The 22,140-nt window shown below is 28.7% G+C and carries 19 protein-coding genes; 16 read left to right on the top strand and 3 right to left on the bottom strand.

The window, feature by feature from the left end; translation table 11 throughout:
- Nucleotides 1–91 precede the first annotated feature (91 nt).
- The 11 genes from CSPA_RS20365 to ymfI all read left to right on the top strand — a co-directional run bounded on the left by CSPA_RS20365 (nucleotide 92) and on the right by ymfI (nucleotide 10,375).
- Nucleotides 92–988, top strand: a complete 897-nt coding sequence (locus tag CSPA_RS20365; protein ID WP_015394257.1) for a GNAT family N-acetyltransferase — start codon at nucleotides 92–94, stop codon at nucleotides 986–988.
- 133 nt (nucleotides 989–1,121) lie between these two features.
- A complete protein-coding gene (locus CSPA_RS20360; protein ID WP_015394256.1) occupies nucleotides 1,122–1,838 on the top strand; it encodes an HAD family hydrolase in 717 nt (238 codons plus the stop codon).
- A gap of 159 nt (nucleotides 1,839–1,997) precedes the next feature.
- Nucleotides 1,998–2,609 carry an aspartyl-phosphate phosphatase Spo0E family protein gene (locus CSPA_RS20355; protein WP_015394255.1) on the top strand — a complete coding sequence of 204 codons (612 nt, stop codon included), beginning with the start codon at nucleotides 1,998–2,000 and terminating at the stop codon, nucleotides 2,607–2,609.
- Nucleotides 2,610–2,752: 143 nt separating this feature from the next.
- Nucleotides 2,753–3,445, top strand: a complete 693-nt coding sequence (locus tag CSPA_RS20350) for a GntR family transcriptional regulator (RefSeq protein ID WP_015394254.1) — start codon at nucleotides 2,753–2,755, stop codon at nucleotides 3,443–3,445.
- A gap of 253 nt (nucleotides 3,446–3,698) precedes the next feature.
- Complete coding sequence (locus tag CSPA_RS20345; RefSeq protein WP_015394253.1) at nucleotides 3,699–4,484, top strand: transporter substrate-binding domain-containing protein; 786 nt, start codon at nucleotides 3,699–3,701, stop codon at nucleotides 4,482–4,484.
- A 493-nt stretch (nucleotides 4,485–4,977) separates the two neighbouring features.
- Complete coding sequence (locus CSPA_RS29425; protein WP_015394252.1) at nucleotides 4,978–5,760, top strand: transporter substrate-binding domain-containing protein; 783 nt, start codon at nucleotides 4,978–4,980, stop codon at nucleotides 5,758–5,760.
- A gap of 15 nt (nucleotides 5,761–5,775) precedes the next feature.
- Nucleotides 5,776–6,438 carry an amino acid ABC transporter permease gene (locus CSPA_RS29420; protein ID WP_015394251.1) on the top strand — a complete coding sequence of 221 codons (663 nt, stop codon included), beginning with the start codon at nucleotides 5,776–5,778 and terminating at the stop codon, nucleotides 6,436–6,438.
- Nucleotides 6,422–7,150 (top strand): amino acid ABC transporter ATP-binding protein, encoded by a 729-nt coding sequence (locus tag CSPA_RS20330; RefSeq protein WP_015394250.1) that lies wholly within the window; start codon nucleotides 6,422–6,424, stop codon nucleotides 7,148–7,150. Before CSPA_RS29420 ends, CSPA_RS20330 begins: the two co-directional genes overlap by 17 nt.
- Before the next feature lie 386 nt (nucleotides 7,151–7,536).
- Nucleotides 7,537–8,544 carry an asparaginase gene (locus tag CSPA_RS20325; protein WP_015394249.1) on the top strand — a complete coding sequence of 336 codons (1,008 nt, stop codon included), beginning with the start codon at nucleotides 7,537–7,539 and terminating at the stop codon, nucleotides 8,542–8,544.
- Nucleotides 8,545–8,641: 97 nt separating this feature from the next.
- On the top strand, nucleotides 8,642–9,574 hold the full coding sequence (locus tag CSPA_RS20320; RefSeq protein WP_015394248.1) for a metallophosphoesterase: 933 nt from the start codon (nucleotides 8,642–8,644) through the stop codon (nucleotides 9,572–9,574).
- A gap of 57 nt (nucleotides 9,575–9,631) precedes the next feature.
- Nucleotides 9,632–10,375: an elongation factor P 5-aminopentanone reductase gene (gene ymfI, locus CSPA_RS20315; protein WP_017810437.1), complete on the top strand. Its 744-nt coding sequence runs from the start codon at nucleotides 9,632–9,634 to the stop codon at nucleotides 10,373–10,375.
- A 1-nt stretch (nucleotide 10,376) separates the two neighbouring features.
- Here ymfI and CSPA_RS20310 read toward each other — a convergent pair whose 3' ends face one another.
- The gene (locus tag CSPA_RS20310) at nucleotides 10,377–11,891 is read right to left on the bottom strand and encodes a HAMP domain-containing sensor histidine kinase (protein ID WP_015394246.1); all 1,515 of its coding nucleotides are present in this window, start codon (nucleotides 11,889–11,891) and stop codon (nucleotides 10,377–10,379) included.
- On the bottom strand, nucleotides 11,891–12,562 hold the full coding sequence (locus tag CSPA_RS20305) for a response regulator transcription factor (protein WP_015394245.1): 672 nt from the start codon (nucleotides 12,560–12,562) through the stop codon (nucleotides 11,891–11,893). Before CSPA_RS20305 ends, CSPA_RS20310 begins: the two co-directional genes overlap by 1 nt.
- 529 nt (nucleotides 12,563–13,091) lie before the next feature.
- Between CSPA_RS20305 and CSPA_RS20300 the strand changes: the two genes are divergently transcribed.
- The 3 genes from CSPA_RS20300 to CSPA_RS20290 all read left to right on the top strand — a co-directional run bounded on the left by CSPA_RS20300 (nucleotide 13,092) and on the right by CSPA_RS20290 (nucleotide 15,815).
- A complete protein-coding gene (locus tag CSPA_RS20300) occupies nucleotides 13,092–14,333 on the top strand; it encodes a M16 family metallopeptidase (RefSeq protein ID WP_015394244.1) in 1,242 nt (413 codons plus the stop codon).
- 20 nt (nucleotides 14,334–14,353) lie between these two features.
- On the top strand, nucleotides 14,354–14,986 hold the full coding sequence (gene recX, locus CSPA_RS20295) for a recombination regulator RecX (RefSeq protein WP_015394243.1): 633 nt from the start codon (nucleotides 14,354–14,356) through the stop codon (nucleotides 14,984–14,986).
- Nucleotides 14,987–15,107: 121 nt separating this feature from the next.
- Nucleotides 15,108–15,815 (top strand): transglutaminase-like domain-containing protein, encoded by a 708-nt coding sequence (locus tag CSPA_RS20290; RefSeq protein WP_015394242.1) that lies wholly within the window; start codon nucleotides 15,108–15,110, stop codon nucleotides 15,813–15,815.
- A gap of 7 nt (nucleotides 15,816–15,822) precedes the next feature.
- Here the strand turns inward: CSPA_RS20290 and CSPA_RS20285 are convergent, their stop codons facing one another.
- Nucleotides 15,823–16,182, bottom strand: coding sequence for a tetratricopeptide repeat protein (locus CSPA_RS20285; RefSeq protein ID WP_015394241.1), 360 nt, complete (start codon nucleotides 16,180–16,182; stop codon nucleotides 15,823–15,825).
- Nucleotides 16,183–16,384: 202 nt separating this feature from the next.
- Here CSPA_RS20285 and CSPA_RS20280 point away from each other — a divergent pair, with 202 nt between their 5' ends.
- Together CSPA_RS20280 and CSPA_RS20275 are read left to right on the top strand one after the other, a co-directional pair.
- Nucleotides 16,385–20,704 carry a 2-hydroxyacyl-CoA dehydratase gene (locus CSPA_RS20280; RefSeq protein WP_015394240.1) on the top strand — a complete coding sequence of 1,440 codons (4,320 nt, stop codon included), beginning with the start codon at nucleotides 16,385–16,387 and terminating at the stop codon, nucleotides 20,702–20,704.
- A gap of 357 nt (nucleotides 20,705–21,061) precedes the next feature.
- Nucleotides 21,062–22,105: a phosphodiester glycosidase family protein gene (locus tag CSPA_RS20275; RefSeq protein WP_015394239.1), complete on the top strand. Its 1,044-nt coding sequence runs from the start codon at nucleotides 21,062–21,064 to the stop codon at nucleotides 22,103–22,105.
- The last annotated feature ends 35 nt before the right edge of the window (nucleotides 22,106–22,140 follow it).

Genomic DNA, 22,140 nt, shown 5'->3' with positions numbered 1-22,140 from the left:
AAGTTTGATTTTTAAATTGGATATCTATATAGAGAAACATTTGACATTGAGAATAAAAAAAGCGTTTTATATGTTAGAAGGAGATAAAGTCGTGGAATATATAAATATTAATAATAAAGAATATAAATTAGTTATAGGAAATGGTAATGATGATAAATATAGAAACAGTTTTAATACTTTAACTGAAAAAAACTTTGGCTTTAATTTTGAAAAATGGTACCAAGATGGATATTGGAAAAAGCAATATATACCTTATTCACTTATGGATGGAGATGATGTTGTTTCAAATGTGTCTGTTAATATAATGGATCTTGAGATTTTTGGTAAAATCAAACGGTATATTCAATTAGGAACTGTTATGACTGATGTGAATTATAGAAAGCAAGGACTTCTTAGAGCAATTATGGATAGAGTTATTCTAGATTGGAAGGACAAAGGCGATTTACTTTATTTATTTGCTAATAATTCTGTACTTAATTTCTATCAAAGATTTGGTTTTTCTGAAGTTAAACAATATCAATGCGCAAAATTAATAAGTAATAATGGTAAACTTGGAGTTGCACAAAAACTGAATATGTCAGATGAAGGTGATAGAACTTTGGTTTATAATAAAGCAAATATAATAACACCATTTTCTAAAATTTATATGTGTGGTAATGCAGAATTAATTATGTTTTATTGTACTATGTTTATGAGTAATAATATTTATTATATCAAAGATCATGATGCTGTTGTAATTGCAAACTTTGTTGAAGATACAATGGAAATATTAGATATTTTTTGTGAAAAAGAAGTATCTATAGATTTAGTACTTAGATATTTCACAGATGAAAATATAAAAAAAGTAAAACTTTATTTTACGCCAAAAGATACAAGTTCTTATATAGAAATACCATTAGTAGGTGAAGATACTCTATTTGTTCTTGGAGAAGATAAAATGCTGCTTAAAAATAATCAATTTATGTTTCCAGAATTATCTCATACTTAATATATAAAAAGTTATGAAAATTAATATAGGTTAAGTTGTCTGAAGCTGTATTTTTACTATAAATATATTTGAAAGTTTTTTACTTTAAATATTAACATAGTCACATATAGATTTTAAAGAAATGAGTGGTTTAATGAATATTAGTAATGGTGTGGAAGTTGTATTTTTTGACTTATTCTTTACATTAATAATACCACGATATAATGAGTTTAGAAATGAAAATGATGTATTAGGAATAACAAAAGAAGAATGGGAAAAGTATGCAGAAGATGAAAGCTTATATTTAGAGAGAGCAACTGGAAAAGAAATGAATCCGCAAAAAATAATTGAGAGTATTGTTGGAAAAATTGGAATGAAGGTTAGTGAAAATCAAGTAAATGAAATTTTGGAGTTAAGAGAAAATAGATTTAAAAAAGCATTAATTGATATAGATAGTAAAGTTCTAAATACTCTTTTAGAGATAAAGAAGATCGGGAAGAAGCTATGCTTAATTAGCAATGCAGATATAATTGATGTAATGTATTGGAATGAATCGTCATTAAGTAATTTATTTGATGAGAGAATATTTTCATATGAAGTGGGATGTCTAAAGCCTCAAAGTGAAATATACGAAATTGCATTAAAGAAGATGAATACTACTCCGTATAAATGTATTTTTATTGGAGATGGTGGTTCTAATGAATTAGAAGGTGCAAAAAAGCTGGGTATGAAGACTATACTTACAGACTATTTATTAGAAAATGACAGAGAAGATTATAATTCAATAAGAAAATTTGCGGATTACTATATAAAAGATTTTAATGAGATTATTGATATAGTAAGGAATTCATCGAAGACGAAAAATAATTAATTTGGGACTGGTAATATGAAATCAAAATTTATTGTTTTAGATCCCCTTGAAAGTGATAAATTATAGTATTAATTGGTGAAAGTAGTCGAGGCTAATATGATGAAAAATATAATGAAAAGTGATATTATGGAATTAATAGTACTTTAGAGGGGTGAGGCTATGCCAAGATTATATGAAGATGTCTTAAAAAGATTAGATGTAATAGAAAGTATGTACGATGCTATTAGAATAGTTGAACCAGCAAATAAAGCAGTCGTATGTGTTAAAGGTCCTGAAATATCTAAGCTCGAGGGGAATTGCTATGATTATTTGAAGGGAGAGCGTTGCAATAATTGTATTTCGTATAGGGCATATAGTGAAGATGTTGTGGTTGCTAAAATAGAAAGTAATTGTAACAAACCAATTGCTGTACTTGCAATTCCTATTAAAATTAATGAGGATACTTATGTTGTTGAGATGTTAAAAAGCATTGGGAAAAAGGATAAAATATTTGAATGTAATAATGATAATATGACAGTTAAAGCTGAGTTGATAGAATTGTTTAATGTTTTTTATCAAGATGAGATAAAAAATATTAATATAGAAATAGAAGATGATTTTATTGAAATAAGTGATGATAAGTTATTACTTTTAGAAAACAAAATTGATGAATTGAGAGAGAATTTGAATCATTTATGTGGACTTGAAGACAAAATTGGAAGAGAAGATGAAATATTGATGGTGAGTCAGGATTTAGATGAACTTATTGTGGAATATATGAAGATAAAATGATATTTACAGAATATTGATAATTAAATAAAAGTAAATTAAAATAAAAACTTGACAAAAGGTATTTTGCTGAAATATAATAAGTTCAATGAAGGCAATGGAGCATTTATTTATATAGGTGCTTTATTGTCTTTTTTTATTTATTATTGCTGATATATCAGTGGGATTTCAGTAAGGGGGAGATAATTCTGTGTCAAGCTGACCAATCATATGCTAAAGAAATATATAAGCAAATTAAATTAGACATTTTAAATTTAAAAATAAAAGATGGAGATTTTCTTACATTAGCTGAATTGGCTGAGAAATATAATGTGAGCAAGACACCAGTGAGGGACGCATTGGGTGCACTTGAAATTCAAGGGTATCTGAAGTCTTTACCAAGGAAGGGATATTTGGTAAAGCCAGTTACTAAAAAGAGTATGAGAGAATCTTTCCAAATGCGAGCTATTTTCGAAAAAGCAGCTGTGAGTTTAGCTATTAAGACAGCAAGTGATTCAGAACTTGAAGATATATTAGATTTGGCTATGAAATTTCCTGAAGCATCACAAAACAGCAAGGTTTCAGAATTCAATGAATTGAATAATATATTTCATATGTCCATTGTTCGTGCCGCTCATAATTCATTATTGATTGATATGTGTGAAGGTATTATGGAAAATCTATCTAGAATTCTTATGATTGATTGCAAACAATTGGAGTTTTTAGATGAAAAAAAAGAACATATAAAAATTGCACAAGCATTACTTGAAAGGGATATCAAAAAGTCAGAAGAATTAATAAATGAGCATATAGCACAATTTCAAGCAAGAGTTTATGCAAATGAAAGAGAAATGGTATAGTAATTAAAAGATTTAGGAAAACTTTTAGTACAGCTAGAAATCATAAAATTATTATTTAAGCTAACAATGTATATATAAATGAGTTATGTATATATGTTGTAATAAAGAATTGTTCAAAAATTAAAGATTTCCAAAGGAAATCAACATTAATTGAACATTGATAATTGCAATATATATTTTATAAAAAATAAATATTATAATAACAAGGTCAAATTAGATTTTGTAATTTTAAATCATTTAAGGGGGAAATATAATGAATAAAAAATCTTTAGTAGGAATTTTACTAGCATCAGTAATGTCAATTGGTATAATGTCGGGCTGTGGGGCCGCAAAAAATGATACAGCTAAAAGTGATGATGCAAATAAGAAGTATGTAATTGCATGTGATTCAAAATATGCTCCGTTTTCTTTTGAAGAAAGTGGAAAATATAAAGGAATAGATGTTGAATTGTTAGCTGCAATTGCAAAAGAAGAAAAATTTGAATATGACTTAAAGCCAATGGATTTTGATGGAATAATTCCAGGTATTACAGCTGGTCAATTAGATGGAGCAATAGCTGGTATGAGTATAACTGATGAAAGAAAGAAAGTATTAGATTTTTCAGATGGATATTTTGTATCAGGATTATCACTGGTTGTTAACAAAGATGACACTGCAATCAAAGGTGCTAGTGATTTAAATGGAAAAAAGGCATCTATTAAAAAAGGAACAGCAGGAGCTAAATATGCTGAAGATAATGAAAAGAAAGCTGGAATAACATTAAATTATTTTGATGATTCTCCATCAATGTTCCAAGCTGTTGAAAACAAAAATTGTGATTTCTTATTAGAAGATTATCCAGTAATTGCATATAAAATTAAAGTTGATCCTAATTCAAAATTAAAAATCGCTGGAGATAAATTAACAAATGTTGATTATGGTTTTGCAGTTAAAAAAGGTGGAAATGCTGATTTATTAAAGAAATTTAATGAAGGTCTTAAGAAATTAAAAGAAAATGGGGAATATGATAAAATTGTTGGCCAATATATAGGAAAGTAGTCATTGTTGAGTTTGAAAAGTAATTTTATCAAATTCAGCTTTGAATAAAATTATTCATAAGGAGCTATAATTTTAGGAAAGCAAAATTTCTAATTTGTAGCTCCTTGCTGTTTAATAGTACTTTGATTGAATAAATAAGTATATTTTACTAGATTGCAAGAATTTGTGAAAATGAAGGAAAGAATGCAAGTTGATTCATAATTTAAAATCTAATTAATAAAATTAAAACATTTAATAAAACCATAATTAACAAGATAAATAAGTATATTGCAAGGCTTGAATGCATGATCGTGAAATGAAAATGGTAAAAGATAGAATGTGCTGTGTTGACAGTTTTTGAATTAAACTATATAATAAGTTTCAGATAAAGGCGAAAAAATTTGTTGTAGAGTTTTGTGACTAATATTGATAATTGAATATTTTAATTGGAACATATATATACAATAAATTTAAATTTTAGTTTAATTTAATAAATTGCAAAGGGGCAGTAAAAATGAATAAAAGAGCATTAGTAGGAATTTTATTAGCATCAGTTATGTCAATAGGAATATTTGCAGGTTGTGGTGCATCAAAAGGTGATACAAAAGCAGATGGAGGAAATAAAAAGTATATAATTGCATGTGATTCTAAGTTTGCGCCGTTTTCATTTGAAGAAAACGCTAAGTATAAAGGGATAGATGTAGAATTATTAGATGCAATTGCAAAAGAAGAAAAATTTGAGTATGATTTAAAACCAATGGATTTTGATGGAATAATTCCGGGTGTTACAGCTGGCCAAATAGATGGAGCTATAGCTGCAATGACTATAACAGATGATAGAAAGAAAGTATTAGATTTCTCGGATGGTTATTTCGTATCAGGATTATCAGTAGTTGTAAATAAAGATAACACTTCAATTAAATCAGCAGAGGATTTAAATGGAAAAAGTGCTTCAGTTAAGAAAGGTACTGCAGGAGCAAAGTATGCTGAAGAACACGAAAAAGCAAGTGGTTTAAAATTAAATTATTATGATGATTCTCCATCAATGTTCCAAGCTGTTGAAAATAAAAATTCTGATTTCTTATTAGAAGATTATCCAGTTATTGCATACAAGATTAAAGTTGACAGCAACGCTAAATTAAAAATTGTTGGAGACAAATTAGATACTGTTGATTATGGATTTGCAGTTAAAAAAGGTCAAAATGCAGATTTATTAAAGAAATTCAACGAAGGACTTAAGAAATTAAAGGAAAACGGAAAATATGACCAAATAGTTGGACAATATATAGGAAAATAGTAAGGAGAATGGAACATGAATATTTTTCAATTGTTTATAGATAGTTTACCAAGTTTGCTTAGTGGACTTTCAGTAACGATAGAACTTGCAGTAATTTCATTGATATTAGCAGTAATTTTAGGGATTATATTAGGAATATTCTCTATAAGTACTTCAAAGATATTAAAAGGAATAGCTACAATATATATATATGTAATACGTGGGACTCCACTTATGTTACAAGCGTTATTCTTATACTTTGGTATTGGACAAGCTCTTGACATTCAATTTGATCCAATCGTTGCAGGTATAATAACTCTTACAGCTAATGCATCAGCTTATATGGCTGAAATCTTCAGAGGTGGAATTCAAGCTGTAGATAAAGGTCAAATGGAAGCTGCAAGATGTCTTGGGCTTAGTTATTCAAAAGCTATGAGAAAAGTAATTTTACCACAAGCAATTAAAATTATGATTCCATCAATATTGAATCAATTTATTGTTACTTTAAAGGATACTTCAATTTTAACAGTAATAAGTGTAAGGGAACTTACTGAAAGCGGAAAAATTATAATTGCTAGAAACTATATGGCATTTGAAATGTATGCAATTTTAGCTTGTATGTACTTTATAATAATTACAGCATTGTCTTTAATCTCAAATCATATAGAAAGGAGATCAAGCTATGGTAATAAGCGCTAAAAATATAAAGAAACGTTATGGACATAATGAAGTTCTTAAAGATATATCAGTGGATATAACAGAAGGAGAAGTTCTTTGCATAATAGGGCCATCAGGTTCAGGAAAGAGTACTTTCTTAAGATGCTTAAATGCTTTAGAAGAAATTCAAGCTGGAAACATTACGATATTAGGACAAGAACTTGTTAATAATAAGAACATAAATAAATTAAGAGAAGAAATAGGAATGGTGTTTCAATCCTTTAATCTTTTCCCTCATTTAACTGTTCTTGAAAATATGTTGCTTGCACCATTAGAATTGAAAAAGATGAGCAAAGCAGAAGCTACTGAAAAAGCTATTGGCTTATTAGACAAAGTTGGATTAAAAGATAAAAAGGATGTTTATCCAGATACATTATCAGGAGGACAAAAACAAAGAGTTGCTATTGCTAGAGCACTTACAATGAATCCTAAAATAATGCTATTTGATGAACCAACTTCAGCTTTGGATCCTGAAATGGTTGGTGAAGTTCTAAAGGTTATGAAGGACTTGGCTCAAGAAGGAATGACAATGGTAGTTGTAACTCATGAAATGAACTTTGCTAAAGAGGTATCTGATAGAGTAATCTTCATGGATCAAGGTTATATAATGGAAGAAGGAGATCCAGAAGAAATCTTTACAGCCCCAACAAGTGAAAGATGTAAAGAATTCTTAGATAAAGTAATTAATCAATAATTAAAGTTTATAAACAAAGCATTGTTTCAATTTCATAAATTGAGACAATGCTTTGTTAATATACGGGAGCAATTGTTAATGATCAGTGTACAGCAATCAGTTGTCAGTGTTCGATAATAAATTGTGAATTAAAATAGATTGATATTTGATAATGACAATTGTGCATATATATATCATAAATCTTTTTAAATATGTTAATATATAAGATATATAAGGTTAATTAATCGGATACACATTAATGTAAGAAATTCTGAAAAAGTGAATGACTCAAAAGTGAGAATAAACCTTTCTTTTTGGAGCTTTCATCATTAATTGACAATTGATAGTTGTGTTAATTGGATAATAAGTAATAAGTAAAAGTGAATAAGTTAGAGGGGGAAAATAAATTGTTAATTAATCAAAAAAATTCTGAACTTAAAAATATTGTCATCTTAGCTACAGGAGGAACAATTGCTGGTACTGGTGAAGAAGGAAAAACAACGAATTATCAGGCTGGTAATTTAGATATACAAACTTTGATCAGCAGTGTTTCAAATCTTGATAAAATTGCAAACATATATGGTGAGCAAATTGCCAACGTTGATAGTAATGATATAACTGTGAATCATTGGTTAACGCTAGCAAATAAAATAAATGAACTTTCAAAACAAGAAGATATAGATGGGTTTGTAATAACCCATGGAACAGATACCTTAGAAGAAACAGCATATTTTTTAGATTTGACAGTTAAAACAAGTAAGCCAGTAGTTCTGACTGGGGCTATGAGACCTTCAACTGCCACAAGCGCTGATGGACCTTTAAATTTATATCAATCAGTTGCTTTAGCAGCAAGTGATTTATCTATAGAGCAAGGCTGCATGGTTGTTTTTTCAGATGGAATTTATAGTGGGCGAAATGTACAAAAGGTAAATACCTTTAAAACAAATGCTTTTAGCTCAATAGAATTTGGATGTCTTGGATATATGAGAGATAATATCCCTTATTTTTTTAATAAGTCTATTAAACCACATACAATTGATTCGCAATTTGATATTTCAAAATTAAATCAATTACCTAAGGTGTCTATAGCATATTTTAATATAGATGCTGATCCTTCAATTCTTAAGTATTTTTCACAAAGTTCAGAAGGTATTGTAATTGCTGGTGCAGGAAGTGGAACTTTTAGTACTAAATGGCTTCAAGCTATAGAAAGCCTTGAATTAAAAGGTATTCCAGTTGTAAGATCTTCGAGAATAGGCAGCGGAATAATATTAGAAGATGATGCTATGGATAAATATAATAATTGTATACCTAGCTATACCTTATCTCCTCCAAAAGCAAGAATTCTACTTTCTTTAGCTTTAACTAAAACTAAAGACTACGGAGAAATAAAGAATATATTTGCAGAATATTAATAATGAAGTATTCATAATTTATTTATAAAAACCCATATAACAATCCAACGAGCCACTTCATATAATAAATGAAGTAATATGGAGAGGAGTGTGTTATATGGGTGAAAGTTGTTCTAAGAGTAAAAGCTTTATTAGCAGGCTTTTAAAAAATGAACCTATAATTGAGTTTGATGATTCTTCTAAAATTATAATAATAAGTGATGTTCATAGAGGTGATGGCAGTTATGCTGATTCACTAAGACAAAATAGAAATATTTATAAAGCAGCCCTTGGATTTTATTATGAAAATGGTTATACTCTAATTGAATTAGGTGATGGTGATGAGTTATGGAAAAATAAAGACTGCCTAGATATTGCTTATACTTATAAAGATATCTTTGCTATTTTAAATAAATTTCATTATAAAGAAAGATTATATTTAGTTTTTGGTAATCATGATATAGTTAAGTCAAATTCGGAGTTTATAAAAAAGCAGCAAAAGCTTTTTGAAGAAGTTGGAGCAGAATTTGGACGTGAAATGATTTACCTCTATAGTAATATACCATTTAATGAAGGAATAATTTTTAAATATATGCCTTCAAATAATTATATGGTTGCTTTCCATGGGCATCAAGTTGATATGATAAATTGTGAACTATGGAAGTGGAGCAGATTTTTAGTCAGATATGTTTGGAGATTCTTAGAAGGGGTTGCTGGTTTTAAAGCACCTACTAGCCCTGCTAATAATTATGATAAAGGAACTAAGATAGATGAGTCACTTGAGACTTTAGCTAAAAAAGAAAAAAAGGTTCTTATTTGTGGACATACTCATAATGATATATTTCCAGAACCTGATCAAGGCTTATACTTTAATGATGGATGTTGTGTCTTTCCATCGGCAATAACCTGCATTGAAATTACTAATGGTGAGATATCCTTGGTTAAATGGCAGATAGAAGTAGGAAAGAAAGATACATTATATATTAGTAAAAGCATAACTGGTGGTCCAGAGAAATTGCAAAAATATTTTGATTATGCTAAACAATTATAAAAGGTGGTGAAGTTTAGTAGAGAATTAGATAATAATTATCTCTTACTAAATAAAAATATGAATAAATTAAGTAATAAAGTTGCTCTTATTACAGGAGCATCAAGAGGTATAGGAAGGGCTATAGCCATAGAATTTGCAAAAGCAGGAGCAAGTGTTTTAATTAATTATTCTTCTGATGATAAAGGCGCCGAGGAGACTTTAGAAGAAATAAAGAAACTAAATGGATATGGTGCAATAATTAAAGGTGATATAGCTAAGTACGATACTTGTCAGAAAATCGTTGAAGAAGCTTTGAGGCTTATGGGCAAGTTAGATATTCTAGTAAACAATGCAGGAATAAGTAAGATTGGACTATTTATGGATGCAACGGAAGAAGAAATTAATAATGTAATAAATACTAATCTTTTAGGCGCAATGTATTTAACTAAACATGTAGTAAATCATATGGTCTCAAGAAAATGTGGAAATGTAATAAACATTTCTTCAATGTGGGGAGAGGTTGGAGCATCCTGTGAAGTCTTATATTCAAGTTCAAAAGGCGGGTTGAATTTGTTTACTAAAGCTCTTGCAAAGGAAATTGCACCTTCTAATATAAGAGTAAATTGTATTGCTCCAGGTGTTATAAATACTAAAATGAATTCCTTTTTAGGAGAGGAAGAAAAAAAATCCCTAGAAGAAGAAATTCCTCTAGGAAGATTTGGTGATTCCAGTGAAATAGGAAAGCTTGCAGTATTTTTAGCTAGTGAGGATTCCTCTTATATAACAGGTCAAGTAATACGGGCAGATGGTGGATTTGTCTAATTTATTCCTCTTCTTCAGAGGAAACTATCTTTTCAAGATAGAAGTAGAATTCTACTCCACCATTTATATTTTGAAAATTAAATTCGCTGTTATGAAGGCGTAAAATATTTTTTACAATTGATAATCCTATACCAGTGCTATTTTTTTGAGTTCTTTCTCGAGATTTATCCAAACGATAGAATTTATCAAAAAGTTTTCCTATTTCTTCTTGAGGAATAGATACCCCCATATTTTGAACTGATATTTTAAATTTATCTAAGCCTTCCTGAATACTTACATTAATATCATTTTTAGGAGGTGTATATTTAATTGCATTGGTTATTAAATTGGTTAATACTTGTTCCATTTGAAATGGGTCAGCATAGACATAACTATATGGAGTCGTAGAATTAAAATTAACATTAAATTTATTTTCTTCAAAGTCAGGTTTATGCTTTTTTAATATCTTATTTATTAATCGATTTATATTAAACGCTTCAAAATTTGGTTTAATAGTTCCTGATTCTAACTTTGATAATTCTAACATATTAGTAACTAATACACTCATTTTTTTAGATTCATCAATTATAGTTTCCAAATACATGGTAGCATCCTCACCGGAAGCAATTCCATCTTTTAGTCCTTCAGCATATCCTTCAATTATTCCAATTGGAGTTTTGAGTTCATGACTAACATTAGAAATAAAATCTTTTCTCATATTTTCCAATTGCCTTTCTTTTTCAATATCATCTTCTAGTTTCCTATTTTTTTGCTGTAAATCCAGTAAGGCTGCTTGAAGATTTTTAGATAGAAAGTTTAAAGATTTAGCAAGACTTCCGATTTCATCTTCTCTATCAGTTTCACATACAGGAGAAAAATCCATATTAGATATCTTATTTGCAACACGAGTTAAATTAACTAATGGTTTAGATATTAAGTTTGAGTAAATTAAAGCTAATATTATTGAAATAGTAATTAAGCCTAAAAATAAATAAATTAAAAATTCTCTAGCAACATCAGAAGCTTCTTTTATTGGCTGTATTGATGAAATACAAAAGAAGATAGAGTCATTTTTACTATTTAAAGATATTGGACTAACTATTCCAATCTTCTTCGTACCACTGCTTTGATTTTCAAAAATTTTATATTTTGTTTGTGAATAAGTTACAACTTGATTAACTAACTCTTCATCATTAATTAATTCAGCACCAAATGCAGTTAATGTATCATAACTTTCTTTATCACTAGCAATATTATTTGAAATATATCTATATTTTCCATCAAGAGAACGAATTATTATTTTTGCATTATTATCACTTTCGAACTTTTGAAGTGCATTAATTAAATCCTTATCAGTCTCAATGTGGAGAGAATATAAATCATTAAATTTATTTACTTCTAGGGCTAATGAGTTTGTCTTCTTATATAAATAAAAGCTTTCAAAAAAAAGAGTTTGTGCAAAAAAAGCAATAACAGCTAAAGCAATAACCAGAGATAATGTTATACCAAATAATCTTCTTGATAAACTATGCTTCATTATCTTACCTCAAATTTATATCCGCTTCCACGAACAGTAATAATATAGCTAGCTTTTTCGCCAAGTTTTTCACGAAGTCTTTTTACATTAGTATCAACGGTACGAATATCTCCATAATAATCTATTCCCCATACATTATCTAAAATATTATCTCTGCTTAAGGCAATTCCGTCATTAGTAATTAAATAGACTAAAAGTTCATATTCTTTTGGGGATAAGATTATTTCAATGCCATCAATTTTTACCTCATGAGAAAGCTTATTTATGGTGAGGCCATTGAAATCTTGAAAGCTAGAATCTAAATCATCTCTGGTTCTTTTTAACAAAGCTTTTACTTTAGCTATTAAAACTTTAGGGCTAAAGGGTTTAGTGATATAATCATCAGCTCCTACGTCATAACCTTGAAGTTTATCTTCTTCTTCACCTTTTGCGGTTAAAAGAATTACAGGAACTGTTGAAACATCTCTTAACTTTTCAAGCATAGTTAATCCATCCATAATTGGCATCATTATATCTAAAAGCACTAAATCAATTTTTTGAGTGCTAAATATATATAAACCTTCTTCACCATTTGAAGCTTCTAAGACAGTATAATCTTCTTTAATTAAATAATCTCTAAGTAAAAATCGAATTCTTAATTCATCTTCTACAATTAAAATAGATTTTTTCATAATTATTTCCTCCTCTATATAAAAAGAATATCTGATTTCTTGTATGTATAGTCCAATTAGCAATGTTAAATTGTATGTTAATGGCTAAACCAATTCTAGATTTCTTGAATTGAGATGTACAATCTTAATTGGAACTTATATATTTTTTATAATTTTAGAATGTATATTACATAGTATATAGCATAAATATTAACATATATAATCTTAATTAAATATTACTACAAAAATGCGTCAATTGTGTTACAATATTGTACAATATTATTAAGTAATTGGGCAATAAAAAATATTAGCAGGGAAAGTAAAAATTAAAGAAAATATAGAAATATATTTAAATTTTATGTTATTATTATGTGTGCTATATTTTTTTGAATTTAGTAATTTATGATTGGAAAAATATTATGATTATTAGAAATGCCTGAAATGTGATGACAGTCATAGAAAAAAATGAAGGGGGAAGCTACAATTAAAGTATGTGAAATTAAACAGTAATTTAAGCTGTGATTTACAATGTTTTGTAGCGAAATAATTAATGATTAAATTAAATTTTGATGTAAAGAGACACATTTTAAATAATGGTTTAGAAGTAATTACAATAAATAAAGATTCTCAAATTGCGGCTATAAATCTTGGCGTTAAAGTTGGTGCATTATATGAAAACATGGCTGAAAAAGGAATAAGCCATTTTATTGAACATACTGTATTTAAAGGGACGGAAACAAGAAATGATGAGCAACTTAATGAAGAATTAGAAGCTTTGGGTGGAGAATATAATGCTTATACAGATTATGATGTGACGGTGTATACAATCAGCTGTTTGATGGAAGAGTTTGAAAATGCTGTAGAACTTTTAGGAGACATGATAATTAATCCTAAATTTGAAGCAGAAGAAATAGAAAAAGAAAGAGGGGTAATTCTTTCAGAAATTAAAACGAGTAAAGATGATATTGAGGATTTTAGTTTTAAAAATGTAAATAAAATAGCTTTTAACGAAAGTCCACTTAAATATGAAGTGATTGGACTTGAGGAAAATGTATCTAGGTTTACAAGAGATGAAATAAAGTCTTACTACGATAAATATTATACTCCTAAAAATTCAGTTATAAGCATAGTTTCAGCATTAAGTCATGAAGATGCAATAAGATTAGTAGAAGAAAAATTTAAGGAATGGAATGGGGAAAAACCAGAACCATTAAAAATGATTAAAGAAAGCAATAAGGAAATAATTAAGGTTAGCTACAAAAAGGATATTGAGCAAAGTACCATGGTGTATTTATATACATTTAATGAGCTTGGAAAGGGAGAAGAGCTCCCTCTTAGAATATTGAATCACAGATTAGGTGAAAGTTCAAATTCACTTCTTTTTAGAGAAATTAGGGAAAAAAGAGGTCTTGCGTATGATATCTATACTCATCTAGAAATAACAAAAAATATAAAGACTTTATATATTTATACAGCTGTAAGTGAAGAAAATATTGATGAGACAAAGGAAGCTATTGATAAAACCTTAAAAGATATTGTAGATGGAAAGATTGAAATTGGGGATAAGGATCTGCAGATAATGAAAAAAGTTCACAAAACTGCTGTAATATCAACGCTAGAGGATTCGGCAGAATTATGTAATTATATGTTGCATCAAGCACTTGAAGATGAGGATATATTTGAATTTGTTAAGGATATGGATAGACTAAATAATTTGGATACAGCTAAGATTAGTGAAGTGAGTAAAATAGTGTTAAAGAATCCAACAATTCACATATTAAAGTCAAATTAAAGTAAAGGTGAAAAAGAAAAATGGCTATAATAACAAAAATAGAAGTTCAAAAGAGAAATAAAGAAAGAGTAAATTTATTTTTGGATGGTGAATATGCACTATCTATTTCAGCTGAGTTAGTATATAAAGAACATCTTAAGGTGAAGGATAATATAGATTATGATAAACTTAAACTTTTGGCTGAAAAAGAAGGTTTTGCAAAATGCAAAGAATCAGCGTTACGGATTGTGGAAAGAAATTATAAAACTGAAAAGCAAGTGAGAGAAAAATTAAAGCTTAAAGGTTATGAAGAAAATGCTATAGATTATAGCATTGAATTTCTCAAAGAATATAATTTTATTAATGATAATTATTATGCAAGTGCATTTATAAATGATAAGTCAAACTCTATGGGCAGTCAAAAAATTAAATATAATTTAATTCAAAAGGGTGTATCAAAAGAAATAATAGAAGAAGCATTAGCCAATGTAAATAAGGAAAATGAAAGAGATATAGCACTTGAGATAGCAAAGAAAAAATTAGTAGTTATAAAAAAGAAAGAAAATGATAATTATAAAATTTCAGGTAAATTATATAGATATTTAATTTCTAAGGGCTATGAAATGGACATTGTAAGCGATGTTGTAAAAGAAGTAATAAGGTTAGAAGAATAAAAGAAAATGGTTATAATTTAATATTCTACATTTTTAGTATAGATTTTTATATGAATAATTTTTTGATTTTTGGTATAATGGGATTGTAAAATAAATTGGGAAGAATAATTGGGGGGAGAGTGTGAAAGATAATAGATTTATTGTAGTTATTTCAGGAATTATTTTAGGATGTGTTCAAGCAAGTATAATTATTGCGATGCTGGTTATTCCTAATTTATCATTTAATTCTTCAGCGATTAATTCCTTTTTCAATAATAAATTAATATCTAATGAGCATAAAGGGAATTTTGTAAGTACATTTTTCAAAAATAATCAGATAAATAAAAATGGGGAACTAAAGCAAATAACTGTTTATAATGGAGTTACTGTAGATGAAGGCGTAAAGTCTAATAAAGAGATTAATAAAAAAGCAGTTGAATTGACTCAAAAGGCAAAAAGTGACAGGGAAAAAGCTAAAATTTTATATACTTGGGTTGCTAATAATGTTATGTATGATAATCAAAAGGCAAAAGAAGTATTGGAAATTAAAGATATAGATAAAATGCCTAAGAGCGGTGCTATTCCTGCATTCAAAAGTAGAACAGGAATTTGTTTTGATAAAGCATGTCTTTATGTAGCAATGTGTAGGGCTACAAATCTTAAAGTGAGATTAATTGGTGGCCAAGCATTTGATGGACAGAATTATGTAGGGCATGCGTGGAACCAGGTTTATTTACCAAATGAAGAGAAATGGATAAATGTTGATACAACTTTTGGTCAAGAAGGAGACTATTTTGATTCAAATTTATTTGATAAACATAAACAAGAAGAACTTGCAGGCGAATGGTAAAAAACGCCTATGTAGCCTTTTTATGAAATTTTGATATAATAAGGTCAATGGCTTTTTCACAATCCTTATCATTTGGGTCCATTGACCAAGCTAAATTAAAGTGGCGTAATGCAGAATCAAGGCATTCTTTCATTACATAACAATAACCTAAATTGAAGTAATATTTACTTTCACGTTTAATGGAAATTGCTTTATTCAACATTGTTATAGCAGCATTATAATTTTTTAATTTTATGAAACAAACACCGCAATTGTAGTAAGAACATGCTTCGTTTAATTTTTGTGAAGCAGATTTTTTATAACAGTTTATTGCTCTTTCATAATCTTGAATATTGTAAAGTTTATTTCCTTCATTAAAATAATTCATTTTAAACCTCCATGAAGCATAAATATTGCCTTAAAATACCTTTTAAGTATTGACGTGCTTTTAAGTATTTATACATATGGAATTATTTATTATTTTTTAAAATTAAAACATATAAGTTTTCTAATTAAATTAAAATAGCGATTGATAAATCTTAATTGTTAATACAAATATATTAAAAAATAGAGTAGGTGAGCAGAAAAATATGACAAATTATAAAATTGGTTTAGATATAGGATCAACAACAGTAAAATTAGTAGTTCTTAATAATGATGATAAAAAATTAGCATATAGTAAATATAAAAGACACTTTTCAGATATAAGAAGTACTATTATTGATTTAGTTAAGGAATGCTTTGATGAATTAGGGGATATTAATTGTAAAATTAATATAACTGGTTCAGGGGGATTGTCTGTATCTAAATGGCTTAATCTTGGTTTTGTGCAAGAAGTAATTGCATGTTCAAAAACAGTAGAAACATTTATTCCACAAACCGATGTTGTAATAGAACTTGGTGGAGAAGATGCTAAAATAACATATTTTAAAGGTGGAATAGAGCAAAGAATGAATGGAAGCTGTGCAGGGGGAACTGGAGCTTTCATAGATCAAATGGCAGTATTATTAAATACTGATGCCATGGGCTTAAATGACTATGCCAAGGAATATACTGTTTTGTATCCAATAGCTTCAAGATGTGGTGTTTTTGCTAAAACTGATGTTCAGCCTTTGATAAATGAAGGTGCAAAGAAGAGTGATATCGCAGCATCTATATTCCAAGCAGTAGTAAATCAAACAATTAGTGGACTTGCTTGTGGGAAACCTATCAAAGGAAATGTTGCATTTCTAGGAGGACCATTATTTTTCTTATCAGAACTTAGAAATAGATTTATTGAAACTTTAAATTTGGAAGGAGATCAAATAATTGCTCCAGAAAATTCTCAATTATTTGTTGCTATGGGAGCAGCACTTTTAGCTGAAAAGGAAAAAGCTACAACTTTAAAGAGAATAGTTGAGAGAATATCAGATATTTCTAATATAAAAGATGATACTGAACAAAGACTTGATCCTTTATTTAAAAATGAAGAAGAATATAATGAGTTCAAAAATAGACATAGTAAAGATGTTGTAAAAAGAGCAGAACTTAGTCAGTATAAAGGAAAAGCATTTTTGGGAATAGATGCTGGGTCAACAACTACTAAAGTTGCACTTGTCAGTGAAAATTCAGAACTTTTATATTCTTATTACGGAAGTAATGAGGGAAACCCATTAGCTAAAGTAGTTCAAATTATGAAGGATTTATATGAAAAGCTTCCAGAAACAGTTGAAATAGTTAAATCTACTGTTACAGGTTATGGAGAGGCCTTAATTAAGGCTGCACTTCATATAGATATTGGGGAAATTGAAACTATTGCCCATTATAAAGCTGCTGATTACTTTTTGCCAGGGGTTGATTTCATTTTGGATATTGGTGGACAAGATATGAAGTGCATCAAAATTAAAAATGGAGCAATTGATAGTATATTATTAAATGAGGCTTGTTCATCAGGTTGTGGATCTTTTATTGAAAGTTTTGCTAAATCATTAGATATGAAGATTGCAGATTTTGCCAATGAAGCTTTAAGCTCAAAAGCACCTGTAGATCTTGGATCTAGATGCACAGTTTTCATGAATTCAAGAGTTAAGCAATCTCAAAAGGAAGGCGCAGAAATTTCAGATATTTCAGCTGGTCTTTCATACTCAGTTATAAAAAATGCTTTATTTAAAGTTATAAAATTAAGGGATGAAAAAGATATAGGTGAAAAGGTAATTGTACAAGGTGGTACCTTCTACAATGAAGCAGTACTTAGAAGCTTTGAACTTATTTCTGGAAGAGAAGTAGTAAGACCAGATATTTCAGGTCTTATGGGTGCATTTGGATGTGCAATTATTTCTAGAGAAAGATATGTTGAAGGAGAAAAATCAACTTTATTACCTAGAGACAGAATTGATCAATTTAAAATGGAAACATCTTTCGATAGATGTGGAAAATGCGGAAATAATTGTTTACTTACAATAAATAGGTTTTCAACCCAAGAAAAATATATTTCAGGTAATAGATGTGAAAAAGGTCTTGGAATAGATAAACCTAAAGAAAATAAATTACCAAATTTATTTGAATATAAATATAAGAGAACCTTTAATTATAAGCCTCTTAAAGAAGAAGAAGCAAAACGTGGGGTAATTGGTATTCCAAGAGTACTTAATATGTATGAAAATTATCCGTTTTGGTTTACTATGCTTACTAATTTAGGTTTTAGTGTTAAGTTATCAGCACATTCAAGCAAAAAAATATATGAACTTGGAATTGAAACAATTCCATCAGAATCAGCATGTTATCCAGCGAAGTTAGCCCATGGACATATTATGAATTTAATTAATAGAGGAATAAAAAATATATTCTATCCTTGTATATCTTATGAGAAGAAAGAATTTAAGGATGCTCAAAATCATTATAACTGTCCTATGGTAACATCGTATCCAGAAGCTATTAAAAATAATATGGATGAACTAAAAAATAATGATATCAATTTTATGGAGCCATTTTTATCTTTAGATGATGATAAGGAGCTTGCAAAGAGAATTGTCCAAGAATTTAAGATGTTTGATGTTTCATTAAGTGAAGCAAAAGCAGCTGTAAAAGCAGCAAGTTTAGAAAGAGAAGCCTTTAAGAAAGATATACAGAATAAAGGTGAAGAAGTTATTGATTATTTAAGAAAGAATAAGAAAAAAGGAATAGTCCTAAGTGGAAGACCATATCATATTGATCCAGAAATAAATCATGGTATTCCTGATATAATAAGTTCTTTTGATATGGCAGTATTAACTGAAGACAGTGTATCACACTTAGGAGTTTTAAAAGATAAACTAAGAGTAGTCGACCAATGGATGTATCATTCAAGATTATATAGAGCAGCAGCTTTTGTAGCAGATGAGCCTTGCGTTGATATAATTCAATTAAATTCCTTTGGGTGTGGATTAGATGCAGTTACAACAGATCAAGTATCAGAGATTATTTCATCAAAAGGTAAGTTATATACTGTACTTAAAATAGATGAAGGAAATAATCTTGGTGCTGCAAAAATAAGAATCAGGTCCTTAAAAGCAGCCATGGACGAGAGGGAAAGAAAGAATTATAAACCAATAGAAGAGCAAATAACGTATAAAAATCCAGTATTTACGCCAGAAATGAGAAAAAAACATACAATCTTATGTCCTCAAATGTCTCCAATACATTTTGATTTAATAGAAACAGCTGTTAGAGAGGCAGGATATAATGTTGAGGTATTACCTTCAATGGATATGAAGGCTGTAGATGAAGGCTTAAAATATGTTAATAACGATGCTTGTTATCCCTCAATAATTGTAATTGGACAAATGATTGAAGCTCTTAAGTCAGGAAAATATGATGTGAATAATACTTCAGTTATAATTTCTCAAACTGGAGGAGGCTGCAGAGCTACTAACTATATTGGATTCTTAAAGATGGCTTTAAAACATGCAGGTTTTGAACAAGTTCCAGTAATATCTTTGAATGCAGTAGGACTTGAACAGCAACCAGGCTTTAAGATAACCTTGAAGTTAATTCATAGGGCAATCATGGCATTAGTTTATGGGGATTTATTTATGCGTGTTGTGTATAGGACAAGACCTTATGAAAAAGTTAAAGGTTCTGCAGATGAACTTCATAGAAAATGGAATGAAAAAGCTAAATTGAATTTAATAAATGGAAGTAAAAGAGAATTTAATAGAAATATTAAAGAAATTATTAATGATTTTGATAAGCTTCCATTACTAAATATTAAAAAACCTAGAGTTGGAGTTGTGGGCGAAATATTAGTTAAGTTCCATCCAACTGCTAATAATGATATTGTTGGAATTTTAGAAAATGAAGGAGCAGAAGCTGTTGTTCCAGATTTATTGGATTTCTTCTTCTATTCAGCTTTTGATGCTGACTTTAAAGCAAAATATCTTGCTGGAAGTAAGTTATCGCAAAAATTGTGTAATGCTGCAATATCGTATATGGAAACATACAGAAATACTATGAAGAAATGTTTAGAAAGTAGTAATAGATTTTCTAAACCAAAGCATATAAAAGAACTAGCTCAAATGGCTTCTCCTATATTATCTCTTGGAAACCAAACAGGGGAAGGATGGTTCTTAACAGCTGAAATGATAGAACTTATTGAAAGTGGAGCTTCCAACATAGCTTGTCTTCAACCTTTTGCATGTTTACCAAATCATGTAACAGGAAAAGGTATGATTAAAGTACTAAAGGAGAGATATCCTGAATCAAATATTGTAGCAATAGATTATGATCCAGGTGCTTCAAATGTTAATCAATTAAATAGAATAAAGCTTATGTTGTCAGTAGCTTTTAAAAATTTAGAAGATAGAATTGATAAAAATCATAAAGTGCAAAAAGAAACTGTAGATGAAGAACTATTTCATAATGAAGTAAGCTTAACATTAGAGGAAAATATCTAATAGACAAAAAAATAAATATCTTTGATTTTTTGATAGATAGTGAATTTTAATGCAAACAAGGCCAGCTGTACAGATGTTAAAAGTATCTTTTGTATAGCTGGCTTTGTTTCTTATGAAAAAATATTTATTGCCCAGCAAATATGTTTCAAAATATATGAAAAACTATAATTATGAATTATTAAGAGAATTTTTTGAGAATGTATGTTATATTAAAATTAAGTAGAATAATTAAAAGTTAAGTTGTAAAAGTTATACATGTATAGTAGAATATATATTGTTTGCAATTATAAAATATACTATAGTTATATAAAAAGAATAACATTTAACTGGACATAAATTATAATATGGAGGTTATGAATGGCCACAGAAAGTGTTAAATCAACAAAAGATGTGAAGAAAAATAAAATGTTTAAGCCTTTAGTAGTTTTGGTAGGAATATTATATATAGCTGTCTTTTTAGCTGTAACTACTCCTCTATTATTACTATATGGACCATATGATAATACGAGAAAGGTATTTATATCAACTTTACTAGGTACAAGACATGCATATTTAGTAAATGACTTTATGTCTCAAGAAGAAATAAACAAGATTCTAGGTGTAAATAATCAAAAAGCCGAAGAGCCTAAAGAAGATACAACTAGTAATTTGGTTACTGATTTAGATAAAATAAAAGTTAAATATACTAGTGGAAATGAAATAACTAGATATGACATTCATACAGATAGATATAATGGATATGTATTAGAAATTAAAAATCCATTAGGTGTAAAAGTTGCAATGACAAAATATTTAGGGAAAATTGGACAAAAGACAAGTGAAATGGCAGAAGATCATAATGCTATAGCAGCTATAAATGGAGGAGCCTTTGTGGATGAGTCTTCAGATGGTACTCTTTATGCTGGAACTGGAGCTGAACCAGGCGGTTTTGTAATTTCAGGTGGAAATTTAATATATCCAAAAACTAATGTAAAGAGAAATAATGTTGAAAATGTTATAGCTTTTACAAAAGGTGGTCAGCTTATTGTTGGAGACCATACCCTTACAGAATTACAAAAATTAAATGTACAAGAGGCAATGTGCTTTAGAAGACCTAACATAATAATTAATGGAAAACCGCAAGTTAAGGATAAAATGGCAGATGGGTTAAATCCAAGAACAGCAGTTGGTCAAAAAGAAGATGGTACTGTAATATTTTTAGTTATAGATGGGAGAAAAATTACCGCGCCTGGGGCAAGTTTATATGATGTTCAACAAATAATGTTAGAGAGAGGCGCTATAAACGCAGGTGCTCTAGATGGTGGATATTCATCGACAATGTATTATAAAGGAGATGTAATTAACTCTCCAAATGCATGGGATGGTGAAAGAACTGTTGCCACAGCTTTTTATGTGGATTAGATAAAACTTTCAAAAATAACTAAATAAATTTATCC

The organism is Clostridium saccharoperbutylacetonicum N1-4(HMT) (assembly GCF_000340885.1).
Lineage (GTDB): Bacteria > Bacillota > Clostridia > Clostridiales > Clostridiaceae > Clostridium > Clostridium saccharoperbutylacetonicum.
Note: the sequence above shows the minus strand (reverse complement) of the source record. Positions and strands in the feature narration are given on the sequence as shown.